We start from the raw sequence: 21,872 nt of genomic DNA on the forward strand, positions 1-21,872 counted from the left end.
TTTACAGCACCGGCAGGTTCTTCCTGAGTTCGAAGGCCGTGACCTCCGAGCGGTACTCCTCCCACTCCTGGCGCTTGTTGCGGAGGAAGAAGTCGAAGACGTGTTCGCCCAGGGTTTCGGCTACCAGGTCGCTGCGTTCCATGAGGGTGAGGGCCTCGCCGAGGTTCTGGGGGAGGGGTTCGATGCCCATGGCTCGGCGTTCCGCGTCGGAGAGGGCCCAGACGTCGTCCTCGGCGCCCGGCGGGAGTTCGTAGCCCTCCTCGATGCCCTTGAGGCCGGCGGCCAGGAGTACCGCGTAGGCCAGGTAGGGGTTGGTGCCCGAGTCCAGGGAGCGGACCTCCACGCGGGCCGAGCCGGTCTTGCCGGGCTTGTACATCGGGACCCGGACCAGGGCCGAGCGGTTGTTGTGGCCCCAGCAGATGTACGAGGGGGCCTCGCCGCCCGCGCCCGCCGTGCGCTCCGAGCCGCCCCAGATGCGCTTGTAGGAGTTCACCCACTGGTTGGTCACCGCCGAGATCTCCGCCGCGTGCCGCAGCAGACCCGCGATGAAGGAGCGGCCGACCTTGGAGAGCTGGTACTCCGAGCCGGACTCGTAGAACGCGTTGCGGTCGCCCTCGAAGAGGGAGAGGTGGGTGTGCATGCCCGAGCCGGGGAACTCCGAGAACGGCTTCGGCATGAAGGTCGCCTGGACCCCCTGCTCCAGCGCGACCTGCTTCATGACCAGGCGGAACGTCATGATGTTGTCCGCCGTGGACAGCGCGTCGGCGTACCGCAGGTCGATCTCCTGCTGGCCGGGGCCGCCCTCGTGGTGGGAGAACTCCACCGAGATGCCCATCGACTCCAGCATGGTGATCGCCTGGCGGCGGAAGTCCATGCCGACGTTCTGCGGGGTGTGGTCGAAGTAGCCGGAGTTGTCGGCCGGGGTCGGGCGGCTGCCGTCGGTCGGCTTGTTCTTCAGCAGGAAGAACTCGATCTCCGGGTGGGTGTAGAAGGTGAACCCCAGGTCGGAGGTGCGGGCCAGCGCCCGCTTGAGGACGTAGCGCGGGTCGGCGAAGGACGGGGACCCGTCCGGCATGAGGATGTCGCAGAACATGCGGGCCGTGCCGGGGGCCTCCGCGCGCCAGGGCAGGACCTGGAAGGTCGAGGGGTCCGGCTTGGCGATCATGTCGGACTCGTAGACGCGGGCGAAGCCCTCGATGGCCGAGCCGTCGAAGCCGATGCCCTCGTCGAACGCCTGTTCAAGCTCCGCGGGGGCCACGGCGACGGACTTGAGGAAGCCCAGCACGTCCGTGAACCACAGGCGTACGAACCGGATGTCGCGCTCCTCCAAGGTCCGGAGCACGAACTCCTGCTGCTTGTCCATCTTCCGCTTCCCCATCCTTGCTGGTCAGGCCGCCTGTCCGTGGTGCGACGGGAGGCGGTCGGCACCTGAGCATCCCACCACATCGGCGTTTCGCGCGCGTTGCGGACCTTGATCGGCCGGATGCCAGGGAACTGAACGTCCCGCGTACGCCGGGTGCACCTCTCCCCTGCCCATCTTGCATGCTCACGGCCCCCTCCGTAACGGGTGGCCGCGAGGCGTGCGCTTTAATTGGTATACCAGATGCCAATTAAACGCCCTGTGCAGGAGGAGTCTTCGTGCTGTCCCCGTCTTCCGCCGCCACCGTCCGCGCCACCCTGCCCGCCGTGGGCGCGGCCATCGGCGAGATCACCGAGCGGTTCTACGCCCGTCTCTTCGCCGCCCACCCCGAGCTGCTACGGAACCTGTTCAACCGCGGCAACCAGGCGTCCGGCGCCCAGCAGCAGGCCCTCGCCGCGTCCATCGCCGCCTTCGCCACGATGCTGCTGGAGCACCCGGACCGGCATCCCGACGCCATGCTGGGGCGCATCGCCCACAAGCACGCCTCCCTCGGCATCGCGCCCGAGCAGTACGACCTCGTCCACGAGCACCTCTTCGCAGCCATCGCCGAGGTGCTGGGCGACGCCGTCACCCCCGAGGTCGCGGCCGCCTGGGACGAGGTCTACTGGCTGCTGGCCCGCACCCTGATCGGCCTGGAGCGCGGGCTGTATGAGGAGGGGGGCGGTACGCGCCAGTGGGAGGTCGTCGAGCGGGTGCCGGAGACCGCCGACGTGGTCACGCTGCGGCTGCGGCCGGTGGACGGCGGGCCCGTGTCCGGGTTCCGGGCGGGGCAGTACGTGTCCGTCGGCGTCGACCTGCCCGACGGGGCTCATCAGATACGGCAGTACAGCCTCTCCGGGGCCCCCGGTGCCGGGCTGCGCCAGATCAGTGTCAAGCGGATCGAGGGCGAGGTGTCCGGCTTCCTGCACGCGCGCGTGCGGATCGGTGACCGGCTCGCGCTGTCCGAGCCGTACGGGGATCTCGTGCTCGACCCCGGCGGCTCCCGCCCCCTCCTGCTCGCCTCCGCCGGGATCGGCGTGACCCCGATGGTCGCGATGCTGGCCTCGCTCGCGGCGGACGGGCACCCCGGGCCGGTCACCGTGGTGCACGGCGACCGCTCCCTCGCCGACCACGCCCTGCGCGCCGACCACGAGCTGTACACCGGCAAGCTGGCCGACTCCGCCTGCCACTTCTTCTACGAGCGCGACGCCTCCGACGGCGCCCGGACGGGGCTCGTCGACCTCGCCGGGATTCCGGTGCCCTCCGCCACCCGCGCCTACCTGTGCGGGCCGCTGCCCTTCATGCGGGCGGTGCGGGCGCAGCTCATCGAGAAGGGGGTGGCTCCGGCCGACATCCATTACGAGGTGTTCGGGCCCGACCTGTGGTTGGCGAGCTAGGAGCTGGGCGGGCCGCTGGAGATGCCCAGCAGCAGGGGGCCCGTGGGGTCGGCGATCATGTCGTCCACCGTGACCGGGTCCAGGGTGGCGAAGAACGCCTCCTGGGCTCGGCGTAGGGCGCCGCGCAGGCGGCAGGCGGAGTTCAGGGGGCAGGGGGTGGGGCCCTCGCAGTCGACCACGTCGCCGTCGCCCTCGAAGGACCGGACGACCGCGCCGACGGAGGCCGTACGGCCCTTGCCGGTCAGGGACAGTCCGCCGCCCCGGCCCCGGCGGGCCTCCAGCAGTCCGAGGTGCTGGAGTTCGGCGACGACCTTCGCGGTGTGGGTGTAGGGCACGCCCATGTCGTCGGCGACCTGGCGGGTGGTCGGGCTGGCGTCGCCGCTCACCGCGAGCCGCATCAGGACGCGCAGGGCGAGATCGGTGGAGCGCAACAGCCGCATACCGGAAGCGTAGGTAATGACGCATCCTGGGTTCAAATTATCCGGTTGTCGTACGTGCCTGCCCGCGGCCCTTCGCCCCCACTACGATCAGCGGACCCCTTAGACCGCTCCTGCGGAAGGACACGCCCCATGGGTACCGACCAGCACAGCCCCGCCTCCGCGCGCGCCGCGCGCATAGAGGAGCTGCGGCGCGCCGAGCGTGCCCGCTCCCGGCGCAACCGGGTGCTGGCCATCGCCGCGAGCATGGTGGTCGTCGCGGGGCTGGTCGTGGGCGGCGTGGTGCTGGTGCGCTCCCAGTCGGACTCGGGCGAGGACAAGGGCAAGGACACGGCCGCGAGCGGCGACGCCAAGGGTGGCTCCGGGCACTTCATCACCGGCAAGGACGGGGTGCGCACCTGGTCCGGCAAGCTGTCGCGCACCCATGTGACCGGAAAGGTCACGTATCCGATGCGCCCGCCGGTCGGCGGGAACCACAACCCGGTGTGGCTCAACTGCAACGGCGATGTCTACAAGGAGCCGGTGCGCGACGAGATGGCGGTGCACGCGCTGGAGCACGGCGCGGTGTGGGTGACGCATACCGACAAGGCGAAGAAGGCGGACGTGGACGCGCTCGCGGCCAAGGTGAAGCGGACGCCGTACTCGCTGATGAGCCCGTACGCGGACCAGGACGCGCCGCTGATCCTTTCGGCGTGGGGGCACCAGGTGAGCGTCAAGAGCGCGTCCGACCCGGAGGTCGACAAGTTCTTCGCCACCTATGTGCAGGGCAAGCAGACCCCGGAGCTGGGCGCCCCCTGCACGGGTGGGGTCATGAAGTGAGGCGCGGGTACGTCGGGTTGGCGGCCGGTGCCGCGCTGCTGGCCGTCGTCGCGGCGGGGGCCGGGGGGTACGCGGCTGGTGGGGAGAGCGACTCCGTCGCGGTACGGGTGCCGGGCGCGGAGTCGGCCGACGCGGGGTTCGCGCGGGACATGGCCGTGCACCATCAGCAGGCCGTGGAGATGTCGTACCTGGTGCGCGACCGCACCGGCGACGAGGAGGTGCGGCGGCTCGCGTACGACATCGCGCAGACCCAGGCCAACCAGCGCGGGATGCTGCTCGGTTGGCTGGATCTGTGGGGGCTGCCGAAGGTGTCCGCGAAGCCGCCGATGACCTGGATGGGCATGGGTGACATGCCGCCCGGGCAGGACGGCGCGCTGATGCCGGGCATGGCGACCAACTCCGAGCTGAGCAGGTTGAGTTCGCTCAAGGGGCGGGCGGCTGAGGTGCTCTACCTCCAGCTGATGACGGAGCACCACAAGGGCGGGGTGCACATGGCCGAGGGGTGTGTGGCCCGGTGTGCGGCGGGGCCGGAGCAGCGGCTCGCGCGGGGGATGGTCGACGCCCAGCGGTCGGAGATCCAGCTGATGGCCGACATGCTCAAGAAGCGGGGCGCGGCTCCTCGTTCGTGACGGACGCGTCCGCTCGTTCGTGACGGATTCGAGCCAAGTCGGGTCTGTTCATGGTTACTTGAGGTTCTCTTGACCTTTAGCTTCCCCTGACATGAACGGTTCATCGGCAAGAGTGGCCCCCATCGTGCGATCTCCACGCCGGTCGACACCGCCGCTTCACCGGCGCGCATCCGCGACGTTCCGACCACGACATGCATGCGAAACGCATCGCAGGGGGTTCTATGAGATCCAACCGCGCCAAGACGCGCGCCGGTGTGAGCATGGCGGCGACGCTGCCGATGATCGCCGGGGCGCTGGCGCTCGGCATACCGGCGGCCCACGCGGACGGCACCCCGGCGCGCAACGCGCTGACGGGCACCCGGCCGCTGTGGGCCACGGCGAAGGCGGACAAGGGCGCCACCGCCGACAGCGCCCAGGTGCAGGCCCGCGTCTACCTGGCCGGGCGGGACGCGGCCGGACTGGCCGCCTACGCCAAGGCCGTCTCCGACCCGGCGTCTCCGCTGTACGGCAAGCACCTCGACGCCCGGCAGGCGCAGGCCCGCTTCGGGGCCACCAAGGCCCAGGTGACCGCCGTCAAGTCCTGGCTGAGGTCGGCCGGTCTGACGGTCACCGGGGTCACCGCGCACTACGTCTCCGTCTCCGGTGACGTGGCCGCCGCCGAGAAGGCGTTCGGCACCCAGCTGCACAACTACGCCAAGGGCGCGCGGACTTACCGCGCCCCGCAGCAGACGGCGTCCGTACCGGCCGGGCTGAAGGGCGCCGTGCTGACCGTCACCGGTCTGGACAACGCCCCGCACACGTCGCACGTCGCCGACCAACTGCCCGGTCCGGCGGCCGCGTTCGCGAACGCCGGTCCGTTCTCCTCGTACTACGGCTCGAAGACCGCGACCTCGCTGCCGGACGCGTACGGCAAGAAGATCCCGTACGCGATCAAGGGCTACACCGGCAAGCAGCTGCGGGCGGCCTACGGCGCGGGCACGTACACCGGCAAGCACGTCCGGGTCGCCATCACGGACGCCTACGCCTCGCCGACCATCGCCTTCGACGCGGGCACCTACGCCAAGCGCAACGGTGACGCGGCCTGGAAGACCGGCCAGCTGCACCAGGTGCTGCCGAAGAAGTACACGCACACCGGGGCCGACGAGTGCGACGCCTCCGGCTGGTACGGCGAGGAGACCCTCGACGTCGAGGCCGTGCACGCGGTGGCGCCGAACGCCGACGTCACCTACGTGGGCGCCGCGTCCTGCAACGACGACGACCTGCTCGACGCGCTCAGCAAGGTCGTGGACAGCCACCTGGCCGACATCGTCTCCAACTCCTGGGGCGACATCGAGGCCAACCAGACGCCGGACCTGGCCGCCGCGTACGACCAGGTTTTCCAGTTCGGCGCCGTGCAGGGCATCGGCTTCTACTTCTCCTCGGGTGACGACGGTGACGAGGTGGCCAACACCGCCACGGACACCAAGCCCGGCGTGAAGCAGGTCGACACCCCGGCCAACTCCGCCTGGGTGACCGCGGTCGGCGGTACGTCGCTGGCCGTCGGCAAGGGCAACGCCTACCAGTTCGAGACCGGCTGGGGCACCGAGAAGGCCACCCTGTCGGCCGACGGCAAGAGCTGGACCGGCTTCCCCGGCGCCTTCACCTCGGGCGCGGGCGGCGGCACCAGCCGTACCGTGGCGGAGCCCTACTACCAGAAGGGGATCGTCCCGGGCGCGCTGGCAGGTGTGCACCACAAGGCCGGTAACCGCGTGGTCCCGGACATCTCGGCCGTGGCCGACCCGAACACCGGCTTCCTGGAGGGCATCACCCAGTCCTACCCGGACGGCAGTGAGCGCTACGGCGAGTACCGCATCGGCGGCACCTCGCTGGCCGCCCCGGTGATCGCGGCGGTCCAGGCGCTGGCGCAGGAGGCGCGCGGCGGCAAGGCGATCGGCTTCGCCAACCCGTCGATCTACCAGCGCTACGGCAAGGCGGGCGTCTTCCACGACGTCACCGACAAGCCGACCGGCTCCGACCTCGCGGTCGTCCGCGTCGACTTCGTGAACGGCGTGGACGACACGGGCGGTCTGGCGACCTCGGTCCGCAGCCTCGGCAAGGACAGCTCGCTGCACGCGGTGAAGGGCTACGACGACGTGACCGGCGTGGGCTCCCCCGCGAACGGCTACGTGCGGTCGTACAAGGGTCACTGATCCGCTGATCCTCAGGGTCCACAGGGTCCGATGACGGGGGCGTGAGGTGGCAGACACCTCACGCCCCTACATCGCGTCGCTCTGACGATTACACTGGCGGGGTGCCTCAACTTCGTCTCGCCCTGAATCAGATCGATGCCCGGGTCGGCGACATCGCCGGCAACACCGAGTCGGTCCTCCGCCGGACCCGGCGGTCGGCCGAGGCGGGAGCGCATCTGGTCGCGTTCCCTGAGATGGTGCTGACCGGGTATCCCGTGGAGGACCTCGCCCTGCGCTCCTCCTTCGTCGAAGCCTCCCGCGCCGCCGTGCGCACGCTGGCCGCCCGGCTGGCCGAGGAGGGGCTCGGCGAGGTGCCGGTGGTCGTCGGCTACCTCGACCGCTCGGCGACCGCGCAGCCGAGGTACGGCCAGCCCGCCGGTGCCCCGCAGAACGCGGCGGCGGTGCTGTACCGGGGCGAGGTGGTCCTCACCTTCGCCAAGCACCACCTGCCGAACTACGGCGTCTTCGACGAGTTCCGCTACTTCGTGCCCGGCGACACCATGCCGGTGATCCGGGTGCACGGGGTGGACGTGGCGCTCGCCATCTGCGAGGACCTCTGGCAGGACGGCGGCCGCGTCCCCGCCGCCCGCTCGGCCCACGCGGGCCTGCTGCTCTCGGTGAACGCCTCACCGTACGAGCGGGACAAGGACGACACCCGGCTGGAGCTGGTCCGCAAGCGGGCCCAGGAGGCGGGCTGCACCACCGCCTACCTCGCCATGACCGGCGGCCAGGACGAGCTGGTCTTCGACGGTGACTCGATCGTGGTCGGCGCGGACGGCGAGGTGATCGCGCGGGCGCCGCAGTTCGAGGAGACCTGCCTGCTGCTGGACCTGGACCTGCCCGCCGCCGACCCGGACGCGCCGACCGGTGTCGTCGACGACGGACTGCGCATCGACCGCGTGGTCCTCTCCTCGGAGCCCGTGCCGTCCTACGAGCCGGAGTACACCGGCGGCCGCGCCGAGTGGCTGGACGACGACGCGGAGGTCTACGGCGCGCTGGTGACCGGCCTGCGGGCGTACGTCGTCAAGAACGGCTTCCGCTCGGTGCTGATCGGTCTGTCCGGCGGTATCGACTCGGCGCTGGTGGCCGCGATCGCGTGCGACGCGGTGGGCCCGGAGAACGTGTACGGGATCTCGATGCCGTCGAAGTACTCCTCCGAGCACTCCCGGAGCGACGCGGCCGAGCTGGCCCGGCGCACCGGGCTCAACTTCCGCACGGTGTCGATCGAGCCGATGTTCGACGCGTACATGGGCGCGCTGGACCTGGACGGGCTCGCGGAGGAGAACCTCCAGTCGCGGCTGCGCGGCACGCTGCTGATGGCGGTGTCCAACCAGGAGGGCCACATCGTGCTGGCGCCGGGCAACAAGTCCGAGCTGGCGGTGGGCTATTCGACGCTGTACGGCGACTCGGTGGGCGCGTACGGCCCGATCAAGGACGTGTACAAGTCCTCGGTGTTCCAGTTGGCCCGCTACCGCAACCGGGCCGCCGAGGAGCGCGGTGAGACCCCGCCGATCCCGGAGAACTCGATCAGCAAGCCGCCCAGCGCCGAGCTGCGCCCCGGCCAGGTCGACACCGACTCCCTGCCGGACTATCCCGTCCTGGACGCGATCCTCGACATGTACGTCGACCACGACCAGGGCGCCGACGCGATCGTGGCGGCGGGCTTCGACCGTGACCTGGTGGTCAAGATCCTCCGCATGGTCGACACCGCCGAGTACAAGCGCCGCCAGTACCCGCCGGGCACGAAGATCTCCCGGAAGGGGTTCGGCAAGGACCGGCGGCTGCCGATCACGAATGGGTGGCGGGAGCGGGCGTAGCTACGCGGGGCGGCGGGTGCGCAGGGTGGTGTCCAGCAGGCGGGTCAGCTCGCCCACCCGGCCGCCGCCGTCGGGAGCGGCCGGGTAGCGGCTGAGTACGTCGACGACGAGAGGTGTCGCCCGCCGCACCGTCCGCTCGAGGTGGTCGGCCGCACCCTCACCGGCGACCAGCTCCGCCACCCTCGCCGCATGGGCCCCGGCGCCGAGGATGTGCTTGACCTGGGTGGCCTTGGCCAGCGGATGCAGATAGGCGGCCCCGGCCGCGGCCATCGCCGCCCGCGCCGCCTCCCGCCCGGCCGCCGTGTCCGCGCTCCGGGCTGCCTTGAGCGCCGCCCACGCCGTGTCCCGCAGCGCCTTCCCTCGCTCACCACCGCGCGCGAACGCCCACGCGGCATCGATGGCGGCGCGTGGGCGCGAGTCGTCGGGCTGATCCGCCTCGAAGATCCCGAGCACGGTCTCGGCGGAGCCCGCGGCGAACGCGGTGACCGCGCGAAGGTCCTCCGTGCTCAGCACGACCGCGGCACTCACCGCCCCTCTTCCGGCGCCGACCGCCGGTCCGCGAGACGCTCCTGGTCGGCGGCGTTCCCGGTACGGGCCTCGGTGCGATGCCCCCGCGCCAGGTAATCCCGGACGATCAACTCGACCGCGTCCTGCGGACTCCTGGTACCGGCCAGCAGCATGACCTCGATGGCCAGATCGGCGTCCAGACTGATGGTGACCTTCGCCATGACCCCTCCTGACAGGCTCCGGGGGCAGCGTATCCAAGGCCGGTGACGCCCGGCCTCCCCTAGGGTGCCCGCATGATGGAGACCGTTGTGTTCGATGTCGGCGAGACGCTCACCCGTGACGACCGGTACTGGGCGTCCTGGGCCGACTGGCTCGGCGTGCCCCGCCATACCGTGTCCGCCCTCGTCGGAGCCGTCGTCGCCCAGGGGCGGGACAACGCGGATGCCTTGCGGCTTCTCCGTCCGGGCATCGACCTGGCGGCCGAGTACGCGGCGCGTGAGGCGGCCGGTCTCGGCGAACAGTTCGATGAGACGGACCTCTACGACGACGTCCGCCCGGCGCTGGCAGCGCTTCGGCAGGCCGGACTCCGCGTCGTCATCGCCGGGAACCAGACCGCCCGCGCCGGTGAACTGCTGCGCGGCCTGGACCTCCCGGCCGACGTCATCGCGACATCGGGAGAGTGGGGAGTGGCGAAGCCTCAGACGGAGTTCTTCCGCCGAGTCCTCGAAGCCGCCCAGGCACCCGCCGAGCGGACCGTCTACGTCGGCGACCATCCGGCCAACGACATCGGCCCGGCGGCCGCGGCCGGACTCAGAACCGCCCATCTGCGCCGCGGCCCGTGGGGTCACCTGTGGGCCGACCAGGACGCGGCCAGGGTGGCCGACTGGCACATCGACAGGCTGATGGACCTGCTCGACGTGGTCGCCTGCTGAAACACATCCGGGCACGCCGCACCGCCCGCCATCGCCACGTACGACGCCTATCCCAGCGGTACGGTCGCGAAGGTCTCCCACTTGTACATCTCGTTGTCGCGGTGGATGACGATCAGTTCGGCGTGGGTCACCCGCGCGTGGGCGGGGGTGAACTCGCGTGCTGCGAGGGCTTCGGCGACGGGGGCGGCCGGGCCGTCGCTCGCGCTGTAGGCCACTGAGACGTGTGGCCTGAAGCCGGTGGCATTCTCTGGCACGTCGTGCAGTACGTCGCCGATGGCACCGCGGATCGCGTCGCGGACCTCGGCCACTGAACCGGCCGGGTGGACGGTCAGCAGGACGGCCTCCGGGTCCAGCACGTGCGGGCCCACTTGGACGTCGAAGGCAGGTACGGCAGCCAGTCGCCCGCTCGCGGCGTCGGCGATGGCGCGGACATCCTTCTCGGCGACCTCGCCGACGAACCCGATGCCCTGCATGGTCAGATGCAGCCACTGATCCGGGATCAGGGTCAGCTCACCGACGAACGGGGCGAGCGCGTCGCGGTACTCGGCGGCGAGCCGGTGTACGTCGTCCTGGCCCTCCCACGTCAGGTGCCACGTGTAGAACCGCCGACCAACGCTCCAGCCGGGCCGCCACCACCAGTGGTTCCGCAGGGTGTCCGAGGAAGTGAGAGTCATGCGGCGATCCAATCAGGCCGCGCCGGTGCCTGGCGAGAGCGCGAGGCGTCGCGGAGCGGAGTCCACGCACCACTCCTCGATGGCGGCGCACAGGCTGATCGCGGCGACTCCGCCACCCTTCGTGCCGGTGGTCAGTTCACCGAGTCGGCGCGCGACCGGGGCCAGACGCTGGTTCGGCGGAAGGACGAGCACGGGCTCCAGGGCCTCCAGCGCCCCCTCGGCCTCACCAGCGGCGAGATGAGCGGCGGCCTGGCTGATGTGGATCTGCGCCTTCGTGCCGTACGCCCGGACCGGCTGAGCAACGATCAGCTCGTGTGCGCGTGTCGCGGCGAGCAGGGCGTCAGCGGGACGGCCGGACCGTAGGTTCACCGCAGCCGCATAGTTCTCCAGGCGGGCCTGCGGGCACGCGAAGATGCCACCCACCTCATCCTCGCCGGTAGCGGCATCACGGGCTTGATAGGCGCGGGCCAAGGAGCCCAGGGCTTTGTCGACCGCGGCCAGCTCCGACCACGCGTCGGCCTCCTGGCAGGCGAGGAGTACGGCGACAGAACCAGTGGTGGGGTAAGTGGCGCCGCGCCGGGCGAAGCCGATGGCGTCGTGGTGGCAACCACGCGAGAAGGCGATCGCCGAGCGGGTGGACAGCACCCAGGCGCGTAAGTCGTCGTGTCCGGTCAGCTCGGCGCACAGCCAGGCTGTGCGGCCCTGGGTGTCGGCGTCGCGGAGCTGCCCGAGGTCGGACGACATCCAGGCGAGCAGCCCGCAGAGATACCCGGCGTAGAGGTACAACTCTCCGGACTGCCGTGGGTACCGGTGGCCTTCGAGCAGGGCGAACACCCGGTCCCGCAGGGCGCGGGTCCGCGTGAAGAGGACGATCGGATCGGATGTGAGGTAGTCGGAGGCCAGCGCCCGGGTCTCGGCCATGAGCTGATCGAGGGCGATGTCCCCGATGTTGGACGCTTCGGCCCATGTCGCCCAGGCGGCGGACTCGTCGGCCGCGAGTCGAACCAGGTCGGAACCGACGGGCTCGGGCACGTGCACGGAGGGCGGCACCTCGATGATGGCTCGGGCCTCGGCGGGAACGTCGCGTGTGCTGCTGAGGACGCGGAGGTCTCTCTCCGGCAGCACGTTGCGGTCCTCCAGGTCGAGGAGGTCGGCCGGGGTGCAGCCGTACGCCGCAGCCATGGCTAACAGAACGGCAAGGCTGGGCCGCCGCGCCCCCGGCGACGGCCACTTCTCCCACTTCCCGACCAGCGAGGCGTCCGCGCCCACGGCCTCACCGGGACGCCCGGCGCTGGCTTGAGTAATGCGGTCGGCCGCATCCTGGAGGGTCCAGCCCAGGGCATGCCGCCATGCTTCGCGCGGACGCATCCGATAGCGGGTACGCATCTCCACCGCGATGTCCAGATGGCTGGCGCCCTTGGCCAGCATCGCAGTGCGGAGGGCACCCCGGTCGGCTTTCGAGCCGGGCTTCATAGGGGCGGTCATAGCGTGCTCCCTGCACAGGTACTTGGTGTCCTCAAGGTAGCGACCAAGGGGCTCGACTGAGTGGCCGTCACCCCGAAACGGATGTCCCGGACGACCGCTTTGTGGTCCGGAACGCGGCATCGCTGCTGGTAGCAAGGGCCTCCGGCGTCCAAAGAACTTGGGCACGCGTGCCCGTGACGCCGACTGCGAAAAACGGCACCGTTGGAAGGGCGCCGGAGCACGATGCGGCGCCCCCAGACGCAGGTACCCCGGCGGCCGACGCGACCGACCCAGGGGCATGGTCAACGCCAATGAAGGAGCGCTGACATGACGAACGGCACTGTCCCGGCCACCCCGTCCGACAAGGGTGAGTCGGGTGCGGCGATGACGATCAGGGTCTACCGAGTGGATCGCCAGGGCATTGTCACCGAGCCGCCGCAGGCCACCTTGGTGGTCCCGCGCCCCACGAAACTGCTCCCGCTGGGATTGATGAGCAGCTCGATGCCGCCGTGCGAGTGCCCGATGCACCGGACGCCGGGGGCGGCCCGATGAGTGCCAAGTCCGCTTCGGGACAGGGCCATACGACCACGTCGGGCCATGAGGGCCCGGAATGGCTGGGGCAGACCGTGCTGATGGTCGAGCTGCCCAGCCTGTCGGAGATGACTGGCGCCCAGCGGGCCGGGGACGCCTGCCTCTGGTGCCAGGGCGCGGACGAGTTGGAGCCGCTCGACCCTGCGCCCGGGCTGTGGAGCCGGGCCTGCAAGGCGTGCTGGACGAAGCGCCTCGCCAAGGTCGCCGCCTACCTCGGCTGGGCCGTCCACGTCGAGTCGTGCTCCGCCTGTGCGCTCCGGCGGTGCACGGACAGCCTGCCTCTGGCGGAGGCGTACATCGAAGCCCACGATCACGCCATGGGTACGGACGGGGTGACATGCCTGCGCTGTCGGCAGACCGTACGCCTCGCCGAGCCGCTGGTCATGCCGTACCGCTGGAACGGACCCGTGTCGAACGCGCCGTACTACAGCTTCCGGCATGCCGGTGACGTCTGCCCGGCGGTGTGGCAGCGCGGTGAGGTCACGCTCCGCGCGGTGTGACCGCCCACCACCTGAACCCCGTTGTGCCGGGCCCCGGCAGAACGGTCCCACCCCTTCCGGCACCCGCCGGACGGGCCCACGATGTCGAAGACGAGGGAGACACACATGACGCACCTGCTGGCCGCCGCTGGTGGCGAGGGCGGCGACAAGTTGCCCGGGCAGCCCTGGCCGGGGCCGCCGACGCCGCCGTCTCCCGACGGTGGCCCGAGGTTCGCCGCCTGATGGCGTCGGCCGACATGACGGGGGAGCGGGCCGCGCTGGCCCGTTCCCTCGGGGCGTCCGGGGCACTGACCCCGGACTGGTCGTCCGCTCTCCTGGCCGTGCCCCGTTCGGGCTTCCTGCCGGACGTCTTTTGGGCGCACGACATGGACAGCGGCGAGAGCACGCGTGTGGACCGCCGTACCGAGCCGGATGTCTGGGAGGGCTACGCCTGTGCGGACGTGCCTGTCGTCACCCAGTGGGACGACGGGGGCGGCGCCGGGCCCGGTGGGGTGCCGACCTCGTCCGCCTCGATGCCTTCGGTCGTCTTCCGGATGCTGGCCGCACTCGACGTACGCCCCGGCGACCGTGTCATGGAGATCGGCACCGGCACCGGCTGGAACGCCGGTCTGCTCGCGGCCCGGCTCGGCGCGCCGAACGTCACGAGCATCGAGATCGACCCGCAGGTCGCCGACACCGCACGCGAAAGGCTCAAAGCGGCGGGTCTGCTCGGCACGGTACTCACCCGGGACGGCGCCCGAGGCGACCCGGACGGCGCACCGTTCCACCGGGTCATCGCCACCGCCGGAGTCCGGCAGCTGCCGCCCACCTGGATCGAGCAGACCCACGAGCATGGACTGATCGTCGCCCCCTGGGGGACGCACTACAGCAACGCCGACGCGATCGTCCGGCTCGAAGTCGCTGACGGACATGCATGCGGGAGGTTCGTGGGCCCCGCCGAGTTCATGAAGCTGCGCGCCCAACGGCTCCCCTTCGCCGGTCATGAGACGTACGTCCCGGACGGCGTGACCGAGGCGGAGCACTCGACGGCGGAGGTGACCGAGGCCGATCTCCTCGGCGCGGACCGCTTCGACCCGGCCACGTTCGTCCTGGGACTCAGGGTGCGCGACTGCCATCAGTCCGTCGCGGCGAAGCAGGACGGGTCGCGGCCCGTCTGGTTCTACGGGCTCACGGACCGCTCGTGGGCCTGCGCCCTGCTGCACGACGGCCGGAAGGCGGACGTCTGGCAGGCCGGGCCGCGACGGCTCTGGGACGAGGTCTCAAGAGAACTCGACTGGTGGAGGGCCGCCGGACGGCCCGGCATCGACCGGTTCGGTCTCACCGTCCGCGCCGACGGACGTCAGCTCGTGTGGCTCGACGATCCCGAGGACGACTGGCCGGTCTGATCGAGCACGCAAGAGGCCCCGTCCACCCCCTGTGGAAAGGGAAGGACGGGGCCCGACAGCCGTCGGTCGGCCGGAGTCAGCGGTGTACCTGCTCCTGCGGCTCGGGGACGTGCGCCGCCACCAGCCGTCCCGCAGGGACAGCCGCGCGCCGCCGGTCCACGCCATACGCGACGCCCGCGACGCCCAGACCGAGCACCGCGAGCAGTGCACCGGCCAGCGCCGGGGAGGTCGCGCCGAAGCCCGCCGCGAGGGCGAGGCCGCCGATCCAGGCGCCGCCGGCGTTGGCCAGGTTGAAGGCGGCCTGGTTGGCGGAGGAGGCGAGGGAGGGGGCCGCGGCGGCCTTCTCCATGACCATGAGCTGGAGCGGGGAGCCGGTGACGAACGCGGCCATGCCGAGCAGGGTCACGCCGAGCGCGGCGCTCCACTCGGCGCGCATCAGCACCGGGAAGAGTGCCAGGACTACGCCGAGCGCGGCGAGCCCGCCGAAGAGCGTGCCCCGCATCGCGTGGTCGGCGAGGCGCCCGCCGAGCAGGTTGCCCGCGGTGGCGCCGACGCCGAACAGCGCGAGCAGCAGCGTCACGCTGGCCGGGGCGAACCCGGCGGAGTCGGTCAGCATCGGGGTGACGTAGCTGTACGCGGCGAACAGCGCGCCGAAGCCCGCGACCGTCGTACCGAGCGCCAGCCACACCGGCACGGACTTCAGCGCGGCCAGCTCGTGGCGCAGCCCGGCCGCGGTGGCGTGGGTGTGGTCGCGCGGTATGAGCAGGGCCAGCGCGGCTATCGCGGCGAGGCCGATGGCGCTCACCCCGAGGAAGGTGGCCCGCCAGCCCAGGTTCTGGCCCATCAGCGTGGCCACGGGCACGCCCGCGACGTTGGCGACGGTCAGCCCCAGGAACATCAGGGACACCGAGCGGGCCTTGCGCTCCGGCGCGACCATGCCGGTGGCGACGACCGCGCCGACGCCGAAGAAGGCGCCGTGCGGCAGGCCGCTGAGGAAGCGGGCGGCGAGCAGGGACTCGTAGCCGGGGGCGAGCGCGGAGAGCGCGTTGCCCGCGACGAACAGGGCCATGAGGCCGATCAGCACGGTACGGCGGGACATCCGCGCGGTGACGGCGGCCAGCAGCGGGGCGCCGATGACGACGCCCAGCGCGTACGCCGAGACCAGGTGTCCCGCGGTCGGGATCGAGATGTGCAGGTCGTCCGCGACGTCGGGCAGCAGGCCCATCATCACGAACTCGGTGGTACCGATGCCGAAGGCGCCCACGGCAAGGGCGAGCAGGGCCAGGGGCATGAAGGGACCTCTCCAGACGAAAGTGCCGTACAGGGCTCAGGGGGAATCTTCTATGTTCCCGTACGGAACAAAGTCTTTCAAGGCCACTATTCCAGCGGGTTACGAGGGCGTGTCGAGCTTCACACGGGCCGCCACCGGGAGGTGGTCGCTGTTGGTGCGCGGCAGGGTCCAGGAGCTCTCCGGCTCGACGCCCTTGACCATGATCTGGTCGATCCGCGCCATCGGGAACGCGGCCGGCCAGCTGAACCCGAACCCGCTGCCCGCCGCGCCCTGCGTGGAGCGGAGCTGGGAGGTGACGGCGTTGAGCGAGCGGTCGTTCATCGTGCCGTTGAGGTCGCCGAGCAGCACGACCCGGGTGAGGGTCTCGTCCGCGATGGCCTCGCCGAGGGCGTCGGCGCTCTTGTCGCGCTGCCGGGCGGTGAACCCGGCCTCCAGCTTCACCCGCACCGAGGGCAGGTGGGCGACGTACGCCGCGACCAGGCCGTCCGGGGTGGAGACGGTGGCCCGCATGGCGCGCTTCCAGCCGAGCTTGATGTCGACCGCCCGCACCTGGCTCATCGGGTACTTGCTCCACAGCCCGACCGTGCCCTCCACCGCGTGGTAGGGGTACGTGGCCTTGAGCGCGTCGGCGTACACCGGCACGGCGGAGGCGGGCAGCTCCTCCAGGGCGACCATGTCGGCGCCGGAGGCGGAGACGTCGCGGGCGGTGGCGGCCGGGTCGGGGTTGTCGGCGTTCACGTTGTGGGTGGCGACGACCAGTTCCCCGCCGGTGCCCGACTTGTCGGTGAGCAGCAGCCCGCCGAACAGGTTCAGCCAGACGATCGCCGGGAGCAGCACCGCGATCAGCGCGGTGGCGGAGCGGCGGACGAAGCCGAGCACCAGCAGCACCGGGATCGCCAGGCCCAGCCAGGGCAGGAAGGTCTCGATGAGGCTGCCGAGGTTGCCGAGCCGGTTGGGGATGCGCGAGTGCACCAGCATCACCAGCGCCAGCGCCAGCGCGACCGCGGCGGTGACCAGGCCCCGGCGCCAGATCCCCGGGTCGCCGCGCCAGCCACCGAACAGCCGGTGCGCCAGGCGTCGAAGCCGGGACACTGGTCGCTCGGGGCCCGAGCCGCCGTTGTCCGTCTCCGTCATGTACGCCTGCTGCGCCATACCGTGTGCCTCACTGCCTGCCGTGCTCTCCGTCATCCCCCCGTGTGTGTGTACGACCCTAGGGGATGTCCGGCTTCGTTCCGCCGTCCCATGACGGCCGTTCGGAAGACGAGGACGTGCGAGGCGGCGCCGGCAGTTCCGAGAACCCCTGCCACGGAGGGGTTCTGTGACGAAACACGCACATCCGGGCTGCGGAACCTACGGTCTGACGGGCCGTAGGCCGACGAGCAACGTGTCGACGATCTCCTCCGACAGCCCCTCGGGAAGGTCGGCGTCGGGGCGCAGGACGGTGCGTACGAGCATGGCGCCGACGAACATGTCGTTGGCCAGTTCCACGTCGATGTCGGCGCGCAGTTCGCCGTCGCGTTGGCCCCGGCGCAGCACGTCCAGGGTGAGGGCGCGGCGGGGCGCTATGACGCTCGCCTCGTAGGCGGCCCAGATGCGGGGGCTGCACTTCGCCTGGACGTAGACGTTGTGCATGATCGCCGAGGACCGGCTGGCCAGGCCCCGGCGGCGCAGGGTCTCCAGCATGACGACGAGGTCGTCGCGCATGGAGGTGCCGGGGAGTTCCGGGTCGGGGGGTTCGGCGGCGCGCATGACGTCGACGAACAGTTCCTCCTTGCCGCTCCAGCGGCGGTAGATGGTGGCCTTGCCGACCCCGGCGGTGCGCGCGACCCGCTCGATGGAGAGGTCGGCCAGGGGTACGCCGTCCTCCAGGAGCTTCATCACGCCTTCCAGGATGGCGCGCTCCACGGTCTCGCTGCGGGGCCTGCCCCGGGCGGGGGTGGGCTGCGCGGGCCGGTCTGCGGCAAGGCTCACGTCTACGTCGTCCTCTCGGTGTGCTGCGGAGGATTCTCCCGCAGCGGCAGCCTCCCTCGGGACCTTCAGTCGCCGGTGCTGATCAGTTCGGGCTCGCGCTCGCCCGCCTGGGCGGCCGGGGGCCTGCCCGGCAGGAACGCGGCGACGACGACGGCGCCGACCAGCGCGACGCCCGTACCCCACAGGGCGGTGACGTGCATGGCGTGCAGGAAGGCGTCGTGGGCGGGCGTGACGAGGGCCTGGCCGCGCGGGCCGAGCTTCTCGGCGATGCCGAGGGTGGCCTCGATGGACTCGCCCGCGGTGTCGCGCAGGCCGGGCGGCAGCGCGCCGAGCTTGTCCTCGATGCCGTTGCGGTAGGAGGTGGCGAGCACCGAGCCGAGTACGGCGATGCCGAGGGCGCCGCCGACCTGGCGGAAGGTGTTGCTGAGCGCGGAGGCGGAGCCGGCCTTCTCGCGGGGCAGGGCCTGCATGATGACGACCGAGGTCGGGGTCATGATGTGCGCCATGCCGGTGCCCATGAGGAAGAAGACGACCTCCAGCAGCCAGATGGGCGTGTCGGCCTCGAAGGTGGCGAACGCGGCCAGGGTGGCGGCGATCAGCAGCATGCCCGCGGTGGTGGTGGCCTTGTTGCCGAACCGGTCGACCAGCAGCCGGGCGCGCGGCGCGAAGATCATCTGGGCGGCGGCCAGCGGCAGCATCAGCAGGCCGGATTCCAGCGGCGAGTAGCCGCGCACGCTCTGGGTGTAGAAGACGCCGAAGAACGTGACGCCCATCAGCGCGAAGAAGACCAGCGCGATGGCGGCCATGGCGGCCGAGAAGACCTTGTTGCGGAAGTAGGTCACGTCCAGCGAGGGGTGGTCGCTGCGCTTCTCGTAGACCACGAAGCCGACCAGGACGACGACACCGGCGATGATCGTGGCCAGCACCTTGGCGTCGGTGAAGTCGGCCAGCTCGCCGCCCTTGATGATGCCGTAGACCAGCAGGACCAGGCCGAGCACGGAGAGCACCACGCCGACGGGGTCCAGGCGGCCGGGCTTGGGGTCGCGGGAGTCGGGGACCAGCCAGACCATCAGGGCGAGGGCGACCAGCACGATGGGCACGTTGATCAGGAAGACCGAGCCCCACCAGAAGTGGTCCAGCAGCGCGCCGCCGGTGATCGGGCCGATGGCGATGGCGAGACCGACCCCGCCCGCCCAGATGCCGATGGCCTTGGGCTGCTCGGAGCGCTCGAAGACGTTCATCAGCACGGCCAGGGTGGCGGGCATGACGAAGGCGGCACCGAGGGCCATCACGGCGCGGTAGGTGATCAGCTGGCCCGGGGAGCCTGACTCGGCGGCCAGCGCGGAGCCGATGCCGAACACCACCAGCCCGCCGAGCAGCACCTTCTTGCGGCCGAGCCGGTCACCGATGAGCCCGGCGGTGAAGAGCAGACCGGCGAAGACCAGGGTGTACGAGTTGATCGCCCACTCGATCTCGCTCTGCGTGGCGCCGAGACCGGTGGGCGCCGGGGTGGCGATGGTCTTGATGGCGACGTTCAGGATCGAGTTGTCGAGCACCACGATGAGCAGGCTCAGCATCAGCACGCCGAGGATCGCCCAGCGGCGCCGGTGCACGGCTTCCGGTATCCGGGGGGCAGGGACGGAGGTTGTCATGTGCCCGATCGTAGACTCATTTCAATACGGCACCGTCTCGTATCTGAATTCCTTTGCCGAGGTATTGCGCGGCGGGACGCCCGGCGTGGGGCCCCTCTGGCCACCTCCGGCACGAAGTGCCACCATGGAACCGATCCGGGGACGCCGAAAGGGCGCCTCGAGATGAACTGAAGGAGCCGTTGCCATGACGCAGCTCTCGGCTGCCCAGACGAAGCCCTCCGACGGCAAGACGCTGTACGGAGGAAAGGGCACCCGCCGCATCACGGTCCGCGACATCGCCCTCGCCAAGGAGCGGGGCGAGAAGTGGCCCATGCTCACCGCCTACGACGCGATGACCGCCTCCGTCTTCGACGAGTCGGGCATCCCCGTCCTCCTCGTGGGCGACTCGGCGGGCAACTGCCATCTCGGCTACGAGACCACCGTGCCGGTCACCCTCGACGAGATGACCATGCTCTCCGCCGCCGTCGTACGCGGCACCAGCCGCGCCCTCATCGTCGGCGACCTCCCCTTCGGCTCCTACCAGGAGGGCCCGGTGCAGGCGCTGCGCTCGGCGACCCGGCTGGTCAAGGAGGCCGGGGTGGGCGCGGTCAAGCTGGAGGGCGGCGAGCGGTCGCACGAACAGATCCGGCTGCTGGTCGAGTCCGGCATCCCGGTGATGGCCCACATCGGCCTCACCCCGCAGTCCGTCAACGCCATGGGCTACCGGGTCCAGGGGCGCGGCGAGGAGGCGGCCCAGCAGCTGCTCCGCGACGCCAAGGCGGTGCAGGACGCGGGCGCGTTCGCGGTCGTGCTGGAGCTGGTCCCCGCGGAGCTCGCGGCCGAGGTCACCCGTGTCCTCCACATCCCGACGGTCGGCATCGGCGCGGGCCCGGACACCGACGCGCAGGTCCTCGTCTGGACCGACATGCTCGGTCTGACCTCGGGCCGGGTCCCGAAGTTCGTCAAGAAGTACGCGGCGCTCCGTGAGGTCATGGGCGACGCGGCGAAGTCCTTCGCGGAGGACGTCGTCGGCGGAACGTTCCCCCTCGACGAGCACTCCGTCCACTAGCCACTGCGGCACCACCACGGGCAGCCCGCCGATCTTCCCCCTATCGGCGGGCTGCCCTCTTTTCGCACCGGGAACCGGCCTGCGCCTGCCTGATTCCGGGCAGGATCGCGGCTTCTCTCGCGGGTCTCACCCTAGGGTGAGCGCAAGATCCACCGTGTCCACCGCGAAGGGATTCCCGTATGCGCTCGCTCCCCGCCCGAGCCGAGGCCGTGGTCTTCGACTGTGACGGCCTGCTGGTCGACACCGAAGCCTGCTGGACCGTCGCCGAATCGGCCATCTTCGCCGAGCACGGTCACCCCTTCGGCCCGGAGCAGAAGGCGCTGGCCATCGGCCGCACCGTGGAAGCCGCCGGTGAGGCGATGGCCCAGTACCTCGAGCGCCCCGGCGCGGGCGCCGAACTCGCCGCCGAACTCCTCGCGCGGGTCCGCAAGGAGTTGTCCCGAGGTGCCATGGCCCTCACCGGGGCGGCGGAACTGGTGCGCGCGTGCCGGGCGGCCGTACCCGTTGCCGTCGCGAGCAACAGCCCACGCGAACTGCTGGACGCGGCCCTGTGGTCGGCCGGACTCACCGACCTCTTCACCCACACCTTCGCCGCCGACGAAGTCCGCTCCCCCAAGCCCGCACCGGAGCTCTACCTCACGGCCTGCGAAGCGCTCGGCGCGACCCCCCGACACTCCGTCGCCTTCGAGGACTCGGCCACGGGCATCGCCTCAGCCCGCGCCGCCGGACTCCACGTCGCGGTGATCCCGTCCCTCCCCGGCACGGACCTCGACCACGACTGGCTGGGCACGAGCTTGGCGGAACCCGAACTGCTGGCGTGGGCCAGAGGACTTCGGGGCAGTACGGTCTGCTGATGGACCCCGATCAGACCGGCCAGGCGAGCGGACGGCCAGTCCGGGGTCATGCGGACTGGCCGGGAGCGGGGACGACCACAAGGAATGTGGTGACAACGCCCCGGAACCGCCTGTGCCCGGTCTCCTCGGCATGCCGGAGACACCAGTCCCTTACGACGCCCCCATCTTCGGCCTCCCGCGATCGCATTCCGCACGTCATGCACCATGCGTGGGAAACACCCTGCTGTGCGTCCGGGTCGACACACACCGCGTATTCAACGACCTTCTCGAAGTCGCC

Annotated in this window: 21 protein-coding genes; 11 read left to right on the forward strand and 10 right to left on the reverse strand. The window is 71.1% G+C overall.

Annotated elements, in window-relative coordinates; all coding sequences use genetic code 11:
- Nucleotide 1: 1 nt before the first annotated feature.
- Nucleotides 2-1,363, reverse strand: a complete 1,362-nt coding sequence (locus ACI2LY_RS15890; protein WP_388992804.1) for a glutamine synthetase family protein — start codon at nt 1,361-1,363, stop codon at nt 2-4.
- Between the two features lie 275 nt (nt 1,364-1,638).
- Between ACI2LY_RS15890 and ACI2LY_RS15895 the strand changes: the two genes are divergently transcribed.
- Complete coding sequence (locus ACI2LY_RS15895) at nt 1,639-2,796, forward strand: globin domain-containing protein (RefSeq protein WP_404707639.1); 1,158 nt, start codon at nt 1,639-1,641, stop codon at nt 2,794-2,796.
- Here ACI2LY_RS15895 and ACI2LY_RS15900 read toward each other — a convergent pair.
- Nucleotides 2,793-3,236, reverse strand: a complete 444-nt coding sequence (locus ACI2LY_RS15900; RefSeq protein ID WP_404707640.1) for an RrF2 family transcriptional regulator — start codon at nt 3,234-3,236, stop codon at nt 2,793-2,795. The two genes, ACI2LY_RS15895 and ACI2LY_RS15900, sit on opposite strands and share 4 nt — an antisense overlap.
- 129 nt (nt 3,237-3,365) lie before the next feature.
- Between ACI2LY_RS15900 and ACI2LY_RS15905 the strand changes: the two genes are divergently transcribed.
- The 4 genes from ACI2LY_RS15905 (at nt 3,366) to ACI2LY_RS15920 (ending at nt 8,726) form a co-directional block, all read left to right on the forward strand.
- Nucleotides 3,366-4,052 (forward strand): DUF3105 domain-containing protein, encoded by a 687-nt coding sequence (locus ACI2LY_RS15905; RefSeq protein ID WP_404707641.1) that lies wholly within the window; start codon nt 3,366-3,368, stop codon nt 4,050-4,052.
- Entirely contained in the window at nt 4,049-4,681 is a 633-nt protein-coding gene (locus ACI2LY_RS15910) for a DUF305 domain-containing protein (protein WP_404707642.1), read from the forward strand. Before ACI2LY_RS15905 ends, ACI2LY_RS15910 begins: the two co-directional genes overlap by 4 nt.
- A gap of 221 nt (nt 4,682-4,902) precedes the next feature.
- Complete coding sequence (locus ACI2LY_RS15915) at nt 4,903-6,870, forward strand: protease pro-enzyme activation domain-containing protein (protein ID WP_404707643.1); 1,968 nt, start codon at nt 4,903-4,905, stop codon at nt 6,868-6,870.
- Nucleotides 6,871-6,971: 101 nt separating this feature from the next.
- On the forward strand, nt 6,972-8,726 hold the full coding sequence (locus tag ACI2LY_RS15920) for an NAD+ synthase (protein ID WP_404707644.1): 1,755 nt from the start codon (nt 6,972-6,974) through the stop codon (nt 8,724-8,726).
- Here ACI2LY_RS15920 and ACI2LY_RS15925 read toward each other — a convergent pair whose 3' ends face one another.
- Both ACI2LY_RS15925 and ACI2LY_RS15930 read right to left on the reverse strand, forming a co-directional pair.
- On the reverse strand, nt 8,727-9,254 hold the full coding sequence (locus tag ACI2LY_RS15925) for a putative immunity protein (protein ID WP_404707645.1): 528 nt from the start codon (nt 9,252-9,254) through the stop codon (nt 8,727-8,729).
- Nucleotides 9,251-9,454, reverse strand: coding sequence for a hypothetical protein (locus tag ACI2LY_RS15930; protein ID WP_404707646.1), 204 nt, complete (start codon nt 9,452-9,454; stop codon nt 9,251-9,253). Before ACI2LY_RS15930 ends, ACI2LY_RS15925 begins: the two co-directional genes overlap by 4 nt.
- Nucleotides 9,455-9,526: 72 nt before the next feature.
- Between ACI2LY_RS15930 and ACI2LY_RS15935 the strand changes: the two genes are divergently transcribed.
- Nucleotides 9,527-10,165 carry an HAD family hydrolase gene (locus tag ACI2LY_RS15935; RefSeq protein WP_404707647.1) on the forward strand — a complete coding sequence of 213 codons (639 nt, stop codon included), beginning with the start codon at nt 9,527-9,529 and terminating at the stop codon, nt 10,163-10,165.
- A 47-nt stretch (nt 10,166-10,212) separates the two neighbouring features.
- On the opposite strand, the gene ACI2LY_RS15940 is transcribed toward ACI2LY_RS15935, so the two are convergent.
- Together ACI2LY_RS15940 and ACI2LY_RS15945 are read right to left on the reverse strand one after the other, a co-directional pair.
- Complete coding sequence (locus ACI2LY_RS15940) at nt 10,213-10,839, reverse strand: 2'-5' RNA ligase family protein (protein WP_404707648.1); 627 nt, start codon at nt 10,837-10,839, stop codon at nt 10,213-10,215.
- A gap of 12 nt (nt 10,840-10,851) precedes the next feature.
- Nucleotides 10,852-12,324, reverse strand: a complete 1,473-nt coding sequence (locus ACI2LY_RS15945) for an XRE family transcriptional regulator (protein WP_404707649.1) — start codon at nt 12,322-12,324, stop codon at nt 10,852-10,854.
- A gap of 306 nt (nt 12,325-12,630) precedes the next feature.
- Between ACI2LY_RS15945 and ACI2LY_RS15950 the strand changes: the two genes are divergently transcribed.
- From ACI2LY_RS15950 to ACI2LY_RS15960, 3 genes are all read left to right on the forward strand, one after another.
- Nucleotides 12,631-12,855, forward strand: a complete 225-nt coding sequence (locus ACI2LY_RS15950) for a hypothetical protein (protein ID WP_404707650.1) — start codon at nt 12,631-12,633, stop codon at nt 12,853-12,855.
- Nucleotides 12,852-13,394 (forward strand): hypothetical protein, encoded by a 543-nt coding sequence (locus ACI2LY_RS15955; protein ID WP_404707651.1) that lies wholly within the window; start codon nt 12,852-12,854, stop codon nt 13,392-13,394. Before ACI2LY_RS15950 ends, ACI2LY_RS15955 begins: the two co-directional genes overlap by 4 nt.
- 221 nt (nt 13,395-13,615) lie before the next feature.
- Nucleotides 13,616-14,779: a methyltransferase domain-containing protein gene (locus ACI2LY_RS15960; RefSeq protein ID WP_404707652.1), complete on the forward strand. Its 1,164-nt coding sequence runs from the start codon at nt 13,616-13,618 to the stop codon at nt 14,777-14,779.
- A 76-nt stretch (nt 14,780-14,855) separates the two neighbouring features.
- Here the strand turns inward: ACI2LY_RS15960 and ACI2LY_RS15965 are convergent, their stop codons facing one another.
- The 4 genes from ACI2LY_RS15965 to ACI2LY_RS15980 form a co-directional block, all read right to left on the reverse strand.
- On the reverse strand, nt 14,856-16,070 hold the full coding sequence (locus tag ACI2LY_RS15965) for an MFS transporter (protein ID WP_404707653.1): 1,215 nt from the start codon (nt 16,068-16,070) through the stop codon (nt 14,856-14,858).
- Between the two features lie 99 nt (nt 16,071-16,169).
- Entirely contained in the window at nt 16,170-17,222 is a 1,053-nt protein-coding gene (locus tag ACI2LY_RS15970; protein WP_404708152.1) for an endonuclease/exonuclease/phosphatase family protein, read from the reverse strand.
- Nucleotides 17,223-17,420: 198 nt separating this feature from the next.
- Nucleotides 17,421-18,041, reverse strand: coding sequence for a TetR/AcrR family transcriptional regulator (locus tag ACI2LY_RS15975; RefSeq protein WP_404707654.1), 621 nt, complete (start codon nt 18,039-18,041; stop codon nt 17,421-17,423).
- Nucleotides 18,042-18,106: 65 nt separating this feature from the next.
- Nucleotides 18,107-19,693 (reverse strand): MFS transporter, encoded by a 1,587-nt coding sequence (locus tag ACI2LY_RS15980; RefSeq protein WP_404707655.1) that lies wholly within the window; start codon nt 19,691-19,693, stop codon nt 18,107-18,109.
- Nucleotides 19,694-19,877: 184 nt separating this feature from the next.
- Here ACI2LY_RS15980 and panB point away from each other — a divergent pair, with 184 nt between their 5' ends.
- Entirely contained in the window at nt 19,878-20,741 is an 864-nt protein-coding gene (gene panB, locus ACI2LY_RS15985) for a 3-methyl-2-oxobutanoate hydroxymethyltransferase (protein WP_031179807.1), read from the forward strand.
- A gap of 179 nt (nt 20,742-20,920) precedes the next feature.
- Nucleotides 20,921-21,595 carry an HAD family hydrolase gene (locus ACI2LY_RS15990; protein ID WP_404707656.1) on the forward strand — a complete coding sequence of 225 codons (675 nt, stop codon included), beginning with the start codon at nt 20,921-20,923 and terminating at the stop codon, nt 21,593-21,595.
- Nucleotides 21,596-21,872: the final 277 nt, after the last annotated feature.

Origin of the sequence: Streptomyces sp. NPDC002176 (assembly GCF_044903645.1) — a bacterium.
GTDB lineage: Bacteria > Actinomycetota > Actinomycetes > Streptomycetales > Streptomycetaceae > Streptomyces.